Source organism: Pseudonocardia acidicola, assembly GCF_012911935.1.
In the GTDB taxonomy this organism is placed as follows: Bacteria; Actinomycetota; Actinomycetes; order Mycobacteriales; family Pseudonocardiaceae; genus Pseudonocardia; species Pseudonocardia acidicola.
In genome coordinates, this window is the sequence record NZ_JAAXLA010000084.1 from 1 (window position 1) to 16,326 (window position 16,326).

Consider the following 16,326-nt stretch of genomic DNA (forward strand, 5'->3'; position numbering starts at 1 on the left):
CGGGGCCCGCAGCAGCACGCGCACAACAAACTGGCACAAAAACCAATTCATAAACAAGCTCGACACACTGTTGAGTTCTCAAAAGACACCCGCACACCATGACGATCCTCGCGGACCGAGCCGGGGCAACTTTTCTAAGCTACATGGTCCTGCTCGCGGTGTCAACCGCCAGGCCCATGTTACCGCAGTCACATCCTGTCGGACGCAGTACCTGCGGTGGTGGCCGCCGTGCTCAGGGGCTGACTCTGGGCCGGTAGAACCGTCCCGGTCTGTCGTGCTGCCCGCCGTGGCGACGACGAGAAAGTTACTCAAGGCGCCGCGGCGAAGTCAAATCGGGGTCGCCTTCTCGACATCCGCGCAGGTCAACGCGCTGCCGGCGATCGGAGCGCCGCAGGGGCCGGCGCCGACGTGCTCGTCCGCGCCGGCCCACGTCGCGTCAGGACCCAGCGGCCCGGACCCCGGCGAGGTTGCGCTTCCCCCGGCGCAGCACGAGCCATCGCCCGTGCAGCAGGTCATCCTCCGAGGGCGCCCACGCCTCGTCGGTGATCTTCGTGTTGTTCACGTAGGCACCGCCCTCGTTCACCGTGCGCCGAGCGGCACCGCGGCTCTCGGCGAGGCCCGTGTCCACGAGCAGATCGACGATCGTCGGCCGTTCGGCGATCCGCACGGTTGCGGTCGGGATCTCGGCCAACGCGCCGTCGAGGGTTCCCGCGTCGAGCTCGCGCAGCTCACCGCGGCCGAACAGCGCCTGGCTCGCCGCCTTGACCTGATCGGTGTGATGTCGGCCGTGCACGAGGGTCGTGAGCTCCTCCGCGAGTCGTCGCTGCCCGGCGCGCTGATGCGGCCGTTCGGCGACCTCCTTCTCGAGGGCTTCGATCTCCTCGACGGGGAGGAACGTGAACAACCTCAGGTACCTGCCCACGTCGGCGTCGGCCACGTTGATGAAGTACTGGTACCAGGCGTAGGGCGAGGTCATCTCCGGGTCGAGCCAGATGTTCCCGCCGCCGGTGGACTTCCCGAACTTGCGGCCCTCGGCGTCGGTGACGAGCGGCACGGTCAGCGCATGCGCCGTCGCACCCTCCACCCGGCGGATCAGCTCGACCCCGCCGACGATGTTGCCCCACTGGTCCGAGCCACCGATCTGCAGCGTGCAACCGTGCTCGCGGTACAGCCGCAGGTAGTCCTGGGACTGCAGCAGCAGGTAGCTGAACTCGGTGTAGGACATGCCCTCCGCGGCGAGTCGCCGCTTGACGGTCTCCCGGCCCAGCATCACGTTGACCGAGAAGTGCTTGCCGACATCACGCAGGAACTCCAGGACACCCTGCCCACCGGTCCAGTCCAGGTTGTTGACGATCAGCCCACCGGTGGGTGAGGAATCGAACTCCACGAACCGCTCGAGCTGCCCGCGGATCCGGTCCGCCCACTCGGCGACCACGTCGGTGGTCTGCAGGGCCCGCTCACCGTTGTCACGTGGGTCACCGATCAACCCGGTGGCCCCGCCGGCGAGCACGATCGGCCGCGCGCCGGCCTGCTGGAAGCGCCGCAGCGTGAGCAACGGCACCAGGTTCCCCGCGTGCAGGCTGGGGGCGGTGGGGTCGAAGCCCGCATAGAGCGTCAGCGGTTCCGCCGCGTCGAGATCGCGGCGCAGCGCCTCCAGGTCGGTGCTCTGCGCGATCAGGCCACGCCATTCCAGCTCGTCGAGGATGTGCGTACTCACGTCCTCGATCCTCCCTCAATGCGTGCGGCCGGTGCCCCGGGGTGGGGGCACCGGCCGATTCGGTGGCGGATCCGGGGTCAGCCGGCGAGGCGCTCGGCGAACTGCGGTGGCAGCGAGTCGAGCAACGCCGGCAGGCTGAGCACACTGCCGAACGACAGCGCGACACCCTGCTCCTCGGTGAGGGTCACCACGCGCTGTTCCTTGCCCACCCGCAGAGCCGGATACCCCGGCTGCCGCTCGATCCCCGATCCCTGCGTGCCGGGGATGGTGATCCATACGACGAGATCGTTGTCGTCGAGCAGGTTCAGCCGCTCGGCACTGATGTCGGCGTAGAACTGGTCGCCGGCCAACCGGTCGAACTCGGCCGGCACCTGGAAGCCGAGTGCGGACAGGAACCGGCCGCGCGAGTCCTGCGAGCTCCAGACGAAGTAGTTGCCCCCGTCGAGCGAGCTGCGCGCGGCGACCACGGCCCTCTTCCCGGCGAACTCGGCGTTTGCGCTGCGGATCGCAGCGAAGCGCGCTTGCAGATCGGTCACCAGCTTGTCCGCCTGGGCGCTCCTGCCCAGCGCGGTGCCGATCACTCGCGTGGCGTCCTGCCACGGGGTGCCGTAGTCGACGAAGCCCTCGGGCTGCGCGATCGTCGGCGCGATCCGGGAGTACGACTCGTACTGTTCCCTGGTCAACCCCGCGCTGACCCCGATGATCAGGTCCGGGCGCAGCGCGGCGAGCGTCTCGAGGTTGATCTCGCCGTCGAGCACCTGGGGCTGCTGGCCCTGGAGGCGGTCACGTGCCCACGGCCACGTCGCGGACGGCTGCTTGCCGGTGAACTCGCGGATCGCGACCGGCACGACGCCGAGCGCGAGGATCGCGTCCTGGTCGGTGTAACCGAGCGAGACCACGCGCTGCGGCGCGGCGGGAACGACGGTGGTGCCGAACTTGTGGGTCACCGACGCCGGGAACGCGCCGTCTCCGCCGGCTGCCGCGGCGGGCGCAGCGCCGCCGCTCGGGCCCTCCGACGAACTGCAGCCGGCCACCGCGAGGAGTGTGGCGAGGATCAGGGTGAGGAGCCGCCAGCCGGGGACAGGCCGCACCGAAAACTTAGGGTCGTCGAACACGCATGAAGGTTAGGTTGCCCTATTTCGGACGTAAAGTCACAGAACGGTCACGAACCTTCCCCGGACGGTACTGGCTCACCGCCGGTGAGCCGTCCAGCCAGAACCGCCACGGCAGGTCGACCGCGGCCACCACCCCGACCCGTGGCCCCCGGCGGATCGTCGCCGGGTCGACCGGCGGGCCGGCGAGCAGCCGCACCGGCGACGCGGGATCGGTCACGTCCAGGCCGTTGTGCTCCCGGCCCAGTCCCAGCAGCGAGGCCAGCCGGGCCGGTCCGCGGGCCAGGTCCGCATCCCGACGCGCGGTCGGCCGCCGCGCCCGGGCCGCGCCCAGGTCCGACGTCACCTCCCCCGCCCGCAGCAGCACCGCGCCCGCGTCACCGTCGTCGAGGCAGGTGATGTTGGCGCAGAAGTGCATGCCGTAGACGAAGTACACGTAGAGGAAGCCCGGCGGGCCGAACATCACCTCGTTGCGCGGGGTGCGGCCACGGAAGCTGTGCGACGCCGGGTCGTCCGCCCCGCGGTAGGCCTCCACCTCGACGAGCCGGACCGCGACCGGGCCCTCCGGGGTGTCGGCCTCGACCGTGCACCCGAGCAACCGAGCGGCGGCCGGCAGCACGTCGGCCGCCAGCTCGCCACGCGGGAGCAGTTCCTGCTCGGAGGTGCCCGTCATCCGACCCAGGACCGGGCCCCGTCGATCGCCGCGCGCAGCTCGTCGAGCTGCTCGGCCACCCGCTCCCCCGCCGTCCCGCCACGCGCGTTGCGCGACGCGATCGACCCGGAGACGGTGAGCACGTCCCGCACCGCCGGGGTGAGCGCCGAGTGCACCGCGGCCAGTTCGGCGTCGGTCAGCTCGTCGAGTCCGACGCCGCGCGCCTCGGCCGCGCGGACGCACCCGCCGGCCGCCTCGTGCGCGACCCGGAACGGCACGCCCGCCCGGACCAGCCACTCCGCGATGTCGGTGGCCAGGGTGAACCCGGCCGGGGCCAGCTCGGCGAGCCGGTCGGTGTGGAAGACCAGCGTCGCCACCATCCCGGCCACCGCGGGCAACAGCAGTTCGAGCTGCTCGACGGAGTCGAACAGCGGCTCCTTGTCCTCCTGCAGGTCCCGGTTGTACGCCAGCGGCTGCGCCTTGAGCGTGGCCAGCAACCCGGTCAGGTTGCCGATCAGCCGCCCGGCCTTGCCCCGGGTGAGCTCGGCGACATCCGGGTTCTTCTTCTGCGGCATGATCGAGCTGCCGGTGGAGAACGCGTCGTCGAGGGTGACGTAGGAGAACTCCGCCGTGGCCCAGACGATCACCTCCTCGGCCAGCCGGGAGAGATCCACCGCGACCATGGCCAGCACGAAGGCGGCCTCGGCGGCGAAGTCCCGCGACGCGGTGCCGTCGATCGAGTTCGCGGCCGAGGAGTCGAAGCCCAGCTCCGCCGCGACCGCCTCCGGGTCCAGGCCCAGCGACGACCCGGCCAGCGCGCCCGACCCGTAAGGCGAGACCGCCGCCCGGGTGTCCCAGTCACGCAGCCGGCCGACGTCGCGCAGCAGCGCGTGCGCGTGCGCCGCCAAGTGGTGCGCGAGCAGCACCGGCTGGGCGTGCTGCAGGTGCGTGCGCCCGGGCATCGGGGCGTCCGGGTGCGCTGCCGCCTGTCCGACCAGCGCGTCGACGACGTCGAGCACGCCGGCGCCGACCCGGCGGGCCGCGTCGCGCAGCCACATCCGGAACAGCGTCGCGACCTGGTCGTTGCGCGACCGGCCGGCTCGAAGCTTGCCGCCCAGCTCCGGGCCGGCCCGCTCGATCAGTCCGCGCTCGAGCGCGGTGTGCACGTCCTCGTCATCCGGGGCGGGCCCGAAGGCACCGGAGGCCACGTCGGCCTCCAGCTTCTCCAGCGCGGACAGCATCCCGGCGAGCTCGTCGTCGGTGAGCAGTCCGGCACGGTGCAGCACCCGGGCATGCGCCTTCGAGCCGCGCAGGTCGTAGGGCGCCAGCCGCCAGTCGAAGTGCGTGGACTTCGACAGGGCGGCCAGCGCGTCGGCCGGTCCACTCGCGAACCGGCCGCCCCACAGGGCGGAACCGCTCACTGCCCGGTGCCCCGCAGCCGCTGCTCCCGCCGCGCGGCGATCTTGCTCGGCAGGCCCCAGAGCTGCACGAAGCCCTTGGCCAGCGACTGGTCGAAGGCGTCGCCCTCGTCGTAGGTGGCGAGGTTGAAGTCGTACAGCGACGCGTCGGAACGCCGGCCCGTCGGGACCGCGCGGCCACCGTGCAGGGTCATCCGGACCTCGCCGGAGACGTACTCCTGGGTCTGCGCGATGAACGTGTCGAGGGCGTACTTCAGCGGGGAGAACCACAGGCCGTCGTAGACCAGCTCGGTCCAGCGCTGCCCGACGGTCCGCTTGAACCGGGCCAGGTCGCGCTCGACGGTGACGTTCTCCAACTCCTGGTGCGCGGTGATCAGCGCGATCGCGCCGGGCGCCTCGTAGACCTCGCGGCTCTTGATGCCGACCAGCCGGTCCTCGACCATGTCCAGCCGCCCGATGCCCTGCGCGCCGGCCCGGCGGTTGAGCTCCTGGATGGCCTGCAGCATCGAGACGGGCCTGCCGTCGATCGCGACCGGCACACCCTTGTCGAAGGTGATCACGACCTCGTCGGCCTCGCGGGGCTCGGCCGGGTTCGAGGTGTAGGAGTAGACGTCCTCGATCGGGGCGTTCCAGATGTCCTCGAGGAAGCCGGTCTCGACGGCCCGGCCCCACACGTTCTGGTCGATCGAGTACGGCGACTTCTTGGAGACGTCGATCGGCAGGCTGCGGTCCTCGGCCCAGGCGATGGCCTTCTCCCGGGTCCACGCGAAGTCCCGGACCGGGGCGATGACGTTCAGGTCGGGGGCGAGGGCCTGGATGCCGACCTCGAAGCGGACCTGGTCGTTGCCCTTGCCCGTGCAGCCGTGCGCGACCGTCGACGCGCCGTGGTACTTCGCCGCCTCGACGAGGTGCTTGACGATCAGCGGCCGGGACAGCGCCGAGACCAGCGGGTAGCGGTCCATGTAGAGCGCGTCGGCCTGCAGCGCCGGCAGGCAGTAGCCGTCGGCGTACTCGTCGCGCGCATCGGCGACGACGGCCTCGACCGCGCCGCACGCCAGTGCCCGCTTGCGGATCTCCTCGAGGTCCTCGCCACCCTGGCCGACGTCGACGGCCACGGCCACCACCTCGGCACCGGTCTCCTCGGCGATCCACCCGATGCCCACCGAGGTGTCCAGCCCACCCGAGTAGGCCAGTACGACCCGGTCCGTCATGTCGCTTCCTCCATCGTCGGTGCGTCAGCGCAGTTGTGTCAGGCGGTCGGCGAGCTCCGCACCCGTGAGGGGCTCGCGGGCGACCACCAAGATCGTGTCGTCACCGGCGATCGTGCCGACGACGTCGTGCAATGCTGCCCGGTCCAGCGCGCTGGCCAGGTAGTGCGCGGCCCCGGGCGGGGTCCGGAGCACGGCAAGGTTCCCACTCGCGTCCGCGGACACGAGAAGCTCCCCCATCAGCCGGGCCAGCCGGGTGGTCCCGCCCTCCACGCCGCGGACCGGGCTGCCGTCCTCCGGGATCACATAGACCGGTGCTCCCCCGTCGGCGCCGCGCAGCTTCACGGCGCCGAGCTCGTCGAGGTCACGGGACAGCGTGGCCTGGGTGGCCGACACCCCCGACGCCTCGAGCAGTGCCTGCAGCTCGGTCTGGCTGCGGACCGCCCGCTGCGTGATCAGCTCGGCGATCCGGGCCTGACGAGCCACCCGGGAGGCCGTGCCCGATCGGGTGGTGCCGGTCTCGGTCATCGTCGCAGCAGCCAGGACAGCAGCGCCTTCTGGGCGTGCAGCCGGTTCTCCGCCTCGTCCCACACCGCGCTGGCCGGGCCGTCGATCACCTCGTCGGTGATCTCGTCACCGCGGTGCGCGGGCAGGCAGTGCAACACGATCGCGCCGTCGGCGGCGCGGCCGAGCAGGTCGGCGTTGACCTGCAGCGGGCGGAACGGAGCGGCCCGGTCCAGGCCGTCGTTCTCCTGACCCATCGACACCCACGTGTCGGTGACCAGCACGTCGGTGCCGTCGACCGCGGCGTGCGGATCGGCGATCAGCTCGACACCGCCACCGGTCTCCGCGGCCCGCGCCTTGGCGTCGCGCAGCACATCCGGGTGCGGGGTGAAACCCTCCGGGGCGGCGATCCGGACGTGCATGCCCGCGGTCGCACCGCCCAGCAGCAGCGAGTGCGCCATGTTGTTCGCGCCGTCGCCGAGGTAGGTCAGGGTGAGCCCGGCGAGCCGGCCGAAGCGCTCCCGGATCGTCTGCAGATCGGCGAGCACCTGGCAGGGGTGGAACTCGTCGGTCAGCGCGTTGACGACCGGAACCCGGGACACGCTGGCCATGGCCTCGATCCGGGCCTGCCCGGAGGTCCGCCAGACCACCGCGTCGACGAACCGGGAGAGCACCCGGGAGGTGTCCTCGATCGTCTCGCCGCGGCCGAGCTGGCTGGCCGCCGCGTCGATGATCAGCGGGTTGCCGCCGAGCTCGGCGATGCCGACCTCGAACGAGATCCGGGTCCGGGTCGAGGCCTTGTCGAAGATCACGGCCACCGACTTCGGCCCGGCCAGCGGGCGGTGCCCGAACCGGTCGGCCTTCATCGCGTCGGCGAGGTCGAGGACCTCGCGCTGCTCGTCGGGGGTCAGGTCGTCGTCACGGAGCAGGTGCCTAGGCATCGCTCTCACCCGCCTTGTCCAGGATGCCCGGCAGCGCGGTCAGGAACTCCCCCGCCTGGGCCTCGGTGAGCACCAGCGGCGGGGCGAGCCGGACCCGGTCCGGGACGGCGTTGTTGATCAGGAAACCGGCGTCGCGGGCAGCGTTCGCCACCGCGGCCGACAGCGGTGCGGTCAGCCCGACGCCGATGAGCAGGCCGGCTGCGGAGACGTGGCCGACCAGCGGGTGGCCCAGGGCCTCGACACCGGTGGCGATCTCCTTGCCGACCTGGGTGACGTGCGCCAGCAGGCCGTCGTCGCCGATCGTGCGCAGCACCGCGAGCGCGGCCGCGCAGCTGATCGGGTTGCCCCCGAAGGTCGTGCCGTGCTGACCCGGTTCGAGCAGCCCGGCGGCCGCGCCGATCCCGATGCAGGCGCCGATCGGCAGCCCGCCGCCGAGGCCCTTGGCCAGCGTGACGACGTCCGGGACGATCCCCAGGCTCTGGTGGGCGAACCAGGCGCCGGTGCGGCCGATGCCGGTCTGCACCTCGTCGAGGACGAGCAGCGCGCCGCGCTCCGCGGTGATCTCCCGGGCGGCCTGCAGGTAGCCCTCCGGCGGGATGATGACGCCGGCCTCACCCATGATCGGCTCGAGGACCACCGCCGCGGTGTCGGCGTCGACCGCGGCGTCGAGCGCGGCGACGTCGCCGTAGGGGATGTGCGAGACACCGGGCGGCAGCGGCTCGAACGGCGCCCGCTTGGCCGGCTGCCCGGTGAGCGCCAGCGCGCCCATGGTGCGGCCGTGGAAGGCGTTCTCCGCCGCGATGATGTTCGGCCGGCCGGTCCGCCGCGCGATCTTGAACGCGGCCTCGTTGGCCTCGGCGCCGGAGTTGCCGAACAGCACCTTCGCGCCCGGCGCGTCGAGCAGCTCCAGCAGCCGTTCGGCGAGCGCCAGCGCGGGCTCGTTGATGTAGAGGTTCGAGGTGTGGCCCAGCGTGGAGATCTGCCTCGTCACCGCCTCGACGACGGCCGGGTGCGCGTGCCCGAGAGCGTTGACGGCGATGCCGCCGAGCAGGTCGAGGTAGCGGCGGCCGTCGGCGTCCCACACCTCGGCACCGTCACCGCGCACGAGCGCGAGCGGCGGGGTGCCGTAGTTGTTCATCATCGCGGCCTGCCACCGCGTGCTGAAGCTCCCACTCACGGGATCACCATCGTTCCGACTCCCTCGCTGGTGAAGACCTCGAGCAGCACCGAGTGCGGTACCCGCCCGTCGATCACGTGTGCCCCCCCGACCCCGCCGCGCACCGCCCGCAGGCAGGCCTCCATCTTCGGCGCCATGCCGCTCTCCAGATCGGGCAGCATCGGCTCGAGCTGGTCGGCGGTCAGCTCGCTGATCACCGACTCGGGGTCCGGGTAGTTCGCGTAGAGGCCCTCGACGTCGGTGAGCACCACGAGCTTCGCGGCGCCGAGGGCGGCCGCCAGCGCGGCGGCCGCGCTGTCGGCGTTGATGTTGTAGACGGTGCCGGCGACATCGGGTGCGACGCCGGCCACCACCGGGATCCGCCCGGCCCGGACGATGTCGAGCACGGCCTCCGGGTTGACCTGCACGACGTCGCCGACGAGCCCGATGTCCACCGGCTCTCCACCGACCAGGGCGGTGCGCTTCTCCGCGGTGAACAGCCCCGCGTCCTCACCGGAGAGGCCGACCGCGTAGGGCCCGTGCTGGTTGATCAGCCCGACCAGTTCCCGGCCGACCTGCCCGACCAGCACCATCCGCACCACGTCGATGGTCTCCGGGGTGGTGACCCGCAGGCCGCCACGGAACTCCCCGGGCAGCCCGAGCCGGTCGAGCATCGCGGTGATCTGCGGGCCGCCGCCGTGCACGACGACGGGGTGGATGCCGGCGAGGCGCAGGAACACCATGTCCTGCGCGAAGGCCTGCTTCAACTCCTCGTCGATCATTGCGTTGCCGCCGTACTTGACCACGACGATCTGGCCGTGGAAGCGCTGCAGCCAGGGCAGCGCCTCGGCCAGCACGGCGGCCTTCTCCCCGGCGCGCTTGAGCCGGGCGGCCGCGCTCGCCGGCTCCGCCTCAAGAGGGGTAGGCACTGTTCTCCTCCACGTAGGCGTGCGACAGGTCGGTGGTGAGGATCTCCGCGGCGCCGTCGCCGAGACCGAGTGCGATCTCGATGACGATCTCCTTGCCGGACAGGTCCGCGTCGGTCCGGCCGCCGGCCGCGACGCCGCCGGTGCACAGCAGGACGCCGTTGATCGTGACATCGAGTGTGCCGGGGTCGACCGCGGCGTCGGAGTAACCGACGGCGGCGGCGATGCGGCCCCAGTTCGCGTCCGAGCCGAACATCGCCGTCTTGACCAGGCTGTCCCGGGCGACCGTGCGGGCGACGGTCACCGCGTCGTCCTCGCTGGCCGCGCCGGAGACCCGTACCGCGATGCGTTTGGTGACACCTTCGGCGTCGGCCTGCATCTGCTGGGCGAGGTCCTTGCAGACCGCGGTGAGCGCGGCGGTGAACGCCTCCGGGTCCGCGCTGACCCCCGAGGCGCCGGAGGCCAGCAGTAGCACGGTGTCATTGGTGGACATCGAGCCGTCGACGTCGAGCCGGTCGAAGCTGACCCGCACCGCGGCGCGCAGCGCGGGCTCCAGCGCCGCCGGGTCGAGCACCGCGTCGGTGGTGAGCACCGACAGCATCGTGGCCATCGACGGGGCGATCATGCCGGCGCCCTTGGTGAGACCGCCGACGCTCCAGCCCGCGGCGTCGGTGTGCGCGGCCTGCTTGGCGACGGTGTCCGTGGTCATGATCGCGGTGGCCGCGGCGAGCCCGGCCTCCGGCGTGGCGGCGAGCTCGCCGGCCGCGGTCCCGACGCCGGCGAGCACGGCGTCGCGCGGCAACTGCGCCCCGATCAGCCCGGTGGAGCAGACCGCGACCTCGATCGCGCCGCAGCCGAGCACCTCGGCGGCCTTCTCCGCGGTGGCGTGCGCGGTCTGGAAGCCCTGCGGGCCGGTGCACGCGTTGGCGCCGCCCGAGTTCAGCACCACCGCGCGCAGCCGCCCGGTGGTGAGCACCTGCTGCGACCACAGCACCGGCGCGGCCTTGACCTTGTTGCGGGTGAACACCCCCGCCGCGGCCTGATCCGGGCCGTCGTTGACGACGAGCGCAAGGTCGGGGTTGCCGTTGGCCTTGATCCGGGCGGCGATGCCCGCCGCCCGGAAGCCCTTGGGCGTCGTGACGCTCACGGCGCCACCCCGGTGAACGGCAGGCCGACGGTCTCCGGCAGCCCGAGGGCCAGGTTCATGCACTGCACAGCGCCTCCGGCGGTGCCCTTGGTGAGGTTGTCGATGGCGGCGACGGCGATCAGCCGGCGCGCGTCGGGATCGACCGTGACCTGTAGATGCACGGTGTTGGAACCGAGGGTGGCCGCGGTGGTGGGCCAGACGCCCTCGGGGAGCAGGTGGACGAACGGTTCGTCGGCGTAGGCCTTCGCGTAGGTCTCCCGGGCCGCGGCGCCGTCGCCGATCAGCGGCGCCGAGCAGGACGCGAGGATCCCGCGCGGCAGTGGGGCGAGGACCGGGGTGAAGCTCACGGTGACCGGTGTACCGGCGGCCACCGACAGGTTCTGCGCGATCTCCGGGGTGTGCCGGTGCACACCGCCCACCCCGTAGGCGCTCAGCGAGCCCATCACCTCGGCGCCGAGCAGGTGCGGCTTGAGTGACTTGCCCGCGCCGGACGTCCCGGTCACCGCGGTGATCACGACATCCGGCTCGGCGAGGCCGGCGGCCAACGCCGGGAACAGGGCCAGGCTGATCGCCGTCGGGTAGCAGCCGGGGACGGCGACCCGCTTGGTGCCGCGCAGCGCGTCGCGCGCGCCGGGCAGTTCGGGCAGCCCGTACGGCCAGCTGCCGGCGTACTCGCCGCCGTACCAGCGGGTCCAGGCGTCGGCGTCGGTGAGCCGGTGGTCGGCGCCGCAGTCGATGACGACGGTGTCCGGGCCGAGTTCGGCGGCCAGCTCGGCCGACTTGCCGTGCGGCAGCGCGAGGAAGACGACGTCGTGCCCGGCGAGGGTCTCGGCGTTCGTGTCGGAGAGGATGCGGTCGGCCAGCGGGAGCAGGTGCGGCTGATGCTGCGCCAGCGGCGTGCCCGCGCTCCCCCCGGCTGTCAGCGCACCGATCTCCACGTCGGGGTGCACGAGGAGCAGCCGCAGCAGCTCTCCCCCGGCATACCCGCTTGCTCCCGCCACCGCGATCCGAACCACGTGGATGATTATGCAGAGTGACGGAAGATGATGCAAACTGGTTCCGTCGGAGCTGGTCCGTAGTCTGCCCGCCTGCCCTCCGCCCGCCAGATCCCGGTCCGGTGACGACGCTCGTATCCGCCGAGTTCGGCCGCTGAGCTCACCGCCGCGGCCCGCGAGCTGTGGGACGGCGCCGCAGGACCCGTCCCGGGTGCCGCCCTCAAGCACCTCTGAGCGGCGGCCGGCCGTTCCCGTGCCGGGCCACCAGCTCTAGCAGGCCGTCCGGGTAGAGCCGCTCGGTACCGTCGCGGAACGACGCGCACGGCTGCCAGCCGACCGGGCTCCCCTCGTCGAGCACGACCCCGACGACATCGCGGTCGTAGAGCGACCGGTCCCTCAGGTCGGCGGTGAAGACGAGGGCGATCTCGTGCCCGGGCCGGCCGGCGTAGGTGAAGATGTTCTCCACCACCCCGATCTGCTCCACGCCGTCGATCTCGACGGCGAGTTCCTCGCGCATCTCCCGGCGCAGCGCGTCGGCGCCGGTCTCGCCGAACTCGATGCCGCCACCGAGCGGGCGGTAGAAGGTCCGGGCCGTGACCGGATCACGGCCCGTGGAGACGAGCAGGTCCCCGCCGCGCCGCACCACGGCGAGAGCGATCGTGCGGATGCGTGGCATGGTCACGGCGGCACACCGTAGCCGGGAATGATCTCGCGATCCCGCGACTTGCACCCGGGCGTGGAGATCGGTGTGTACACGTTCGCGGACGTCGACCCGAAGCCGGGCGGTGTCGGCCCGGCCCAGCGGGTGCGCGAGGTCGTCGAGGAGATCGCGCTGGCCGACGAGGTCGGCCTCGACGTGTTCGGCGTGGGTGAGCACCACCGCGCCGACTACGCGGCGTCGGCGCCGCAGATGATCCTCGCCGCCGCGGCGGAGCGGACGAAGCAGATCCGGTTGACCAGCGCGGTGACCGTGCTCAGCTCCGACGATCCGGTGCGCGTGTTCCAGCAGTTCTCCACCCTCGACCTGCTGTCCGAGGGCCGCGCCGAGATCATGGCCGGGCGCGGGTCGTTCATCGAGTCGTTCCCGCTGTTCGGTCACGACCTCTCCGACTACGACGAGCTGTTCGCCGAGAAGCTCGACCTGCTGCTCGCGCTGCGCGCCTCGGAGCGGGTGACCTGGTCGGGCCGGCACCGCTCACCGCTGTCCGACCAGCCCGTCCACCCCCGGCCGCTGCAGGACCCGCTGCCGCTGTGGGTGGCCGTCGGCGGCAACCCGCAGTCGGTGGTGCGGGCCGGCACGCTCGGGCTGCCGCTCGCCGTCGCGATCATCGGCGGGCAGCCGGAGCGGTTCGCGCCGCTCGTCGACCTGTACCGGGAGGCCGCCCGCCGGGCCGGGCACACGAACCCGCCGGTCAGCCTGAACACCCACGGCTTCGTCGGCGAGACCCGCGAGGTCGCCGCTGACCGCTACTTCCCGGGCTACGCCGACGTGATGGCCCGGCTGGGCCGCGAGCGCGGCTGGGGGCCGCCGAACCGGGCCGCGTTCGACGCGGCGTGCGAGCTGCGCGGCTCGATGGCGCTGGGCAGCCCCGAGCAGATCGCCGAGAAGATGCTGTTCCAGCACGAGATCTTCGGCCACCAGCGTTCGCTCACCCAACTCGCGCTGGGCAGCGTCGCGCACCGCGACGTGATGCGCGCGATCGAGCTGCTGGGCACCGAGGTGGCGCCGATCGTACGGGCCGAGGTGGCGCGCCGCGCGAGTACGTCCGCCGCGACGGCCTGACCCCGGCGCTGCTCGCCGGCCCTGCACGATGCCGTCACGCACGGCAGCGCGGACCACGAAGTAGAGCCCCGGTGCGCAGCGCCCTGCTCGGTCTCGTTCACAGCAGGTGACAATCCGCGGAAACCGCCCACGCTCCTGATCCGCAGAACCCACCAGGCCCTGGCCCGCCTCGGCGACTGACGCCGCTCCGTGCGCGGCACGTGGCGCTCCGCCACCACGTGCCGCGCACGGGCGCGTTAGCGCAACGTAGCTCCGAAGCGCTCGGCGGCCACTGCGACGGCCGCGTCGCGGGCCGCGTTGGCCTCCTCATTGGTCAGCGTCCGGTCGTCGGCACGGAACCGCAGGGAGAAGGCGAGCGACTTGCGGCCCTCGCCGACCTGGGCGCCCGAGTACACGTCGAACAGCCGCACGTCCTCGAGCAGCTCGCCGCCGCCCTCGGTCAGCGCGTCGGCCACCTCGGCGGCCGGCACGTCCTCGGCGATCACCAGCGCGACGTCCACCGCGATCGGCGGGTACGGCGACACCCGCGGCACCGGGCGGGCCTCGTCGAGCGGCAGCGCGTCGAGGTCGAGCTCCATCGCCGAGGTCCGCGGCGGCAGGCCCAGCGCCTCGATCACCTTGGGGTGCAGCTCGCCGGCGTGTCCGACGACCCAGTCGCCGACCCGCAGCGCGGCGACCCGCCCCGGGTGGAACGGCGCCAGCTCGGCGCGCGTCACCCGCAGCTCGACGCCGGCCGCCCGGCCGGCCAGCCGGGCCGCCTCGACGGCGTCGGCCCAGCTCTCCCGGCGCCCGGGGCCCCACCAGCCGCGCGGCTCGCGGTCGCCGGCCAGCACCACGCCGACGTGCACCGGCTGAGCCGGCAGCGCGGCGTCGATCTGGGCGATCTCGGCGGCGGAGGGCCGCTCGGTCACCGCGGGGTCGGGCATCGGGACCGGCTGCGCGTGCGGCAGCACGACCTGGCCGATCTGATACAGCGCGAGGTCGTCGAGCCCGCGGGCCCGGTTGCGCACCAGCGTGTCGAGCAGCCCCGGCAGCAGCGTGGTCGCCAGCCGCGGCCGCTCGGCGTCGATCGGGTTGAGCACCTGCACGGTGCGGCGCCGGATGTCGTCCTCGGCGAGCCCGAACGCGTCCCACACGGCGTCGCCGACGAACGGGAACGGCTCCACCTCGACGTGCCCGGCCTCGGCCAGCGCCCGCGACACCGCGCGGCGGCGGCGCTGGGCCGGGGTCAGCCCCCGGCCTGCCGGGGCGGCCGGCAGCGTCGACGGGATGGTGTCGTAGCCCTCGAGCCGCAGCACCTCCTCGACCAGGTCGGCGGGAGCCGCCAGATCGGGGCGCCAGCTCGGCGGGGTCGCGACGACGAGCGCCTTGCCGTCGTCACCGGTCTCCAGGTCGACGGAGGCGCCGATCTGCGCGAGCCGGCGCACGGCGGCGCCGCGCTCGTAGGCGACGCCGGCGGTCCGGTCGGGCAGGTCGAGCCGCATCCGCACCGGGGCGAGCCGCGGGGCCGCGCCGACGTCGGTGCGGCCGGGGACGATCGTCCCGCCGCCGTGCTCGACCAGCAACTGCGCGGCCCGCTCGGCCGCGATCGGCGGCAGTTGCGGGTCGACCCACCGCTCGAAGCGCTTCGACGCCTCGCTGGGCAGCTTGTGCCGGCGCGCGGCGCGGGCGATCACGGCCGGGTCGAAGTGCGCGGCCTCGATGAGGACGTCGACGGTCGCGCCCTCCTCGTGCTCGGCGGGGATCTCGGTCGACGCCCCACCCATGACCCCGGCCAGCGCGATCGGCCCGGAGTCGTCGGTGATCAGCAGGTCGTCCGGGTCGAGGGCGCGCTCGACGTCGTCGAGCGTGGTGAGCTTCTCCCCTTCCTCGGCCCGCCGGACCACGATGTCCCCGGACAGCCGGGTCGCGTCGAATGCGTGCAGCGGCTGCCCGAGTTCGAGCATCACGTAGTTGGTGACGTCGACGGTCAGCGAGATCGGGCGCATCCCCGCGGCCAGCAGCCGGCGGCCCATCCACCACGGGGTCGGCGCCGACGGGTCGACGCCGGACACCCGGCGGGCGACGTAGCGGGAGGCCCCGGTCTCGTCCTCGATGCGCACCGGCCAGGACGCCGCGTCCTCCGGCGGCACCTCGACCCGGGCGGCCGGATCGGTGAAGTCGACGTCGAACGACGCGGCCAGCTCGCGGGCCAGCCCGCGCACCGCGAAGCAGTAGCCGCGGTCCGGGGTGACCGCCAGTTCGATCACCGCGTCGTCGAGTCCGAGCAGCGGGATCGCGTCGTCACCGGGCTCGGCCGTGCCGGGCGGGAGCACCAGGATGCCGGCGTGATCGGCACCGATGCCCAGTTCCCGGGCCGACGCGATCATGCCGTTGGAGACGTGGCCGTAGGTCTTCCGCGCGCAGATCGCGAACCCACCCGGCAGCACCGCTCCCGGCTGCGCGACGACGACGAGGTCGCCGACGGCGAAGTTCTGTGCGCCGCAGACGATGCCGAGCCGCTCGGGGGTGCCGTCCGGGCCCGGGCCGAACTCCACCTGGCAGTAGCGGATCGGCTTCTTGAACTCCGTGAGTTCTTCGATCTCGGCCACTCGGCCGACGACCAGCGGGCCGGTCAGCTCGGGACCGCGGTGGACGTGCTCGACCTCCAGGCCGACCCGGACGAACGCCTCGGCGACCGCGTCGGGGTCGCTGGGCAACTCTGTCTGGTCAGCGACGTCCACGTGGTCGGCCAACCACGACACCGGAACACGCACGACTACTCCTG

At 72.8% G+C, this 16,326-nt stretch carries 14 protein-coding genes; 1 reads left to right on the plus strand and 13 read right to left on the minus strand.

The window, feature by feature from the left end; translation table 11 throughout:
• Positions 1–436: 436 nt before the first annotated feature.
• The 12 genes from tyrS to HF526_RS29580 form a co-directional block, all read right to left on the minus strand.
• Entirely contained in the window at positions 437–1,717 is a 1,281-nt protein-coding gene (gene tyrS / locus HF526_RS29525) for a tyrosine--tRNA ligase (protein ID WP_169384868.1), read from the minus strand.
• Between the two features lie 77 nt (positions 1,718–1,794).
• Entirely contained in the window at positions 1,795–2,832 is a 1,038-nt protein-coding gene (locus HF526_RS29530) for an ABC transporter substrate-binding protein (RefSeq protein WP_169384869.1), read from the minus strand.
• A 19-nt stretch (positions 2,833–2,851) separates the two neighbouring features.
• Entirely contained in the window at positions 2,852–3,502 is a 651-nt protein-coding gene (locus tag HF526_RS29535; protein WP_169384870.1) for a DNA-3-methyladenine glycosylase, read from the minus strand.
• Positions 3,499–4,902, minus strand: coding sequence for an argininosuccinate lyase (argH, locus tag HF526_RS29540; protein WP_169384871.1), 1,404 nt, complete (start codon positions 4,900–4,902; stop codon positions 3,499–3,501). Before argH ends, HF526_RS29535 begins: the two co-directional genes overlap by 4 nt.
• Complete coding sequence (locus HF526_RS29545) at positions 4,899–6,110, minus strand: argininosuccinate synthase (protein ID WP_169384872.1); 1,212 nt, start codon at positions 6,108–6,110, stop codon at positions 4,899–4,901. Before HF526_RS29545 ends, argH begins: the two co-directional genes overlap by 4 nt.
• Positions 6,111–6,134: 24 nt before the next feature.
• Positions 6,135–6,635 (minus strand): arginine repressor, encoded by a 501-nt coding sequence (locus HF526_RS29550; RefSeq protein WP_169384873.1) that lies wholly within the window; start codon positions 6,633–6,635, stop codon positions 6,135–6,137.
• Entirely contained in the window at positions 6,632–7,552 is a 921-nt protein-coding gene (gene argF / locus HF526_RS29555; protein WP_169384874.1) for an ornithine carbamoyltransferase, read from the minus strand. The genes HF526_RS29550 and argF overlap by 4 nt, the downstream gene beginning before the upstream one ends.
• Positions 7,545–8,729 carry an acetylornithine transaminase gene (locus tag HF526_RS29560; RefSeq protein WP_420821667.1) on the minus strand — a complete coding sequence of 395 codons (1,185 nt, stop codon included), beginning with the start codon at positions 8,727–8,729 and terminating at the stop codon, positions 7,545–7,547. The genes argF and HF526_RS29560 overlap by 8 nt, the downstream gene beginning before the upstream one ends.
• Positions 8,726–9,637, minus strand: a complete 912-nt coding sequence (gene argB, locus HF526_RS29565) for an acetylglutamate kinase (RefSeq protein WP_169384875.1) — start codon at positions 9,635–9,637, stop codon at positions 8,726–8,728. The genes HF526_RS29560 and argB overlap by 4 nt, the downstream gene beginning before the upstream one ends.
• The gene (gene argJ / locus HF526_RS29570) at positions 9,621–10,781 is read right to left on the minus strand and encodes a bifunctional glutamate N-acetyltransferase/amino-acid acetyltransferase ArgJ (protein ID WP_169384876.1); all 1,161 of its coding nucleotides are present in this window, start codon (positions 10,779–10,781) and stop codon (positions 9,621–9,623) included. Before argJ ends, argB begins: the two co-directional genes overlap by 17 nt.
• The gene (argC, locus tag HF526_RS29575; RefSeq protein WP_169384890.1) at positions 10,778–11,803 is read right to left on the minus strand and encodes an N-acetyl-gamma-glutamyl-phosphate reductase; all 1,026 of its coding nucleotides are present in this window, start codon (positions 11,801–11,803) and stop codon (positions 10,778–10,780) included. The genes argJ and argC overlap by 4 nt, the downstream gene beginning before the upstream one ends.
• Before the next feature lie 193 nt (positions 11,804–11,996).
• Entirely contained in the window at positions 11,997–12,452 is a 456-nt protein-coding gene (locus tag HF526_RS29580; RefSeq protein ID WP_169384891.1) for an NUDIX hydrolase, read from the minus strand.
• 27 nt (positions 12,453–12,479) lie between these two features.
• Between HF526_RS29580 and HF526_RS29585 the strand changes: the two genes are divergently transcribed.
• A complete protein-coding gene (locus HF526_RS29585; protein WP_211177982.1) occupies positions 12,480–13,559 on the plus strand; it encodes an LLM class flavin-dependent oxidoreductase in 1,080 nt (359 codons plus the stop codon).
• A 236-nt stretch (positions 13,560–13,795) separates the two neighbouring features.
• Here HF526_RS29585 and pheT read toward each other — a convergent pair whose 3' ends face one another.
• Positions 13,796–16,315: a phenylalanine--tRNA ligase subunit beta gene (pheT, locus tag HF526_RS29590; protein WP_169384877.1), complete on the minus strand. Its 2,520-nt coding sequence runs from the start codon at positions 16,313–16,315 to the stop codon at positions 13,796–13,798.
• Between the last annotated feature and the right edge of the window lie 11 nt (positions 16,316–16,326).

Coding starts and splice junctions, on each gene's coding strand:
- HF526_RS29580 (WP_169384891.1), bottom strand. CDS start 12,452: ATGCCACGCATCCGCACGATCGCTCTCGCCGTGGTGCGGCGCGGCGGG.
- HF526_RS29550 (WP_169384873.1), bottom strand. CDS start 6,635: ATGACCGAGACCGGCACCACCCGATCGGGCACGGCCTCCCGGGTGGCT.
- HF526_RS29545 (WP_169384872.1), bottom strand. CDS start 6,110: ATGACGGACCGGGTCGTACTGGCCTACTCGGGTGGGCTGGACACCTCG.
- HF526_RS29585 (WP_211177982.1), top strand. CDS start 12,480: ATGATCTCGCGATCCCGCGACTTGCACCCGGGCGTGGAGATCGGTGTG.
- HF526_RS29535 (WP_169384870.1), bottom strand. CDS start 3,502: ATGACGGGCACCTCCGAGCAGGAACTGCTCCCGCGTGGCGAGCTGGCG.
- argF (WP_169384874.1), bottom strand. CDS start 7,552: ATGCCTAGGCACCTGCTCCGTGACGACGACCTGACCCCCGACGAGCAG.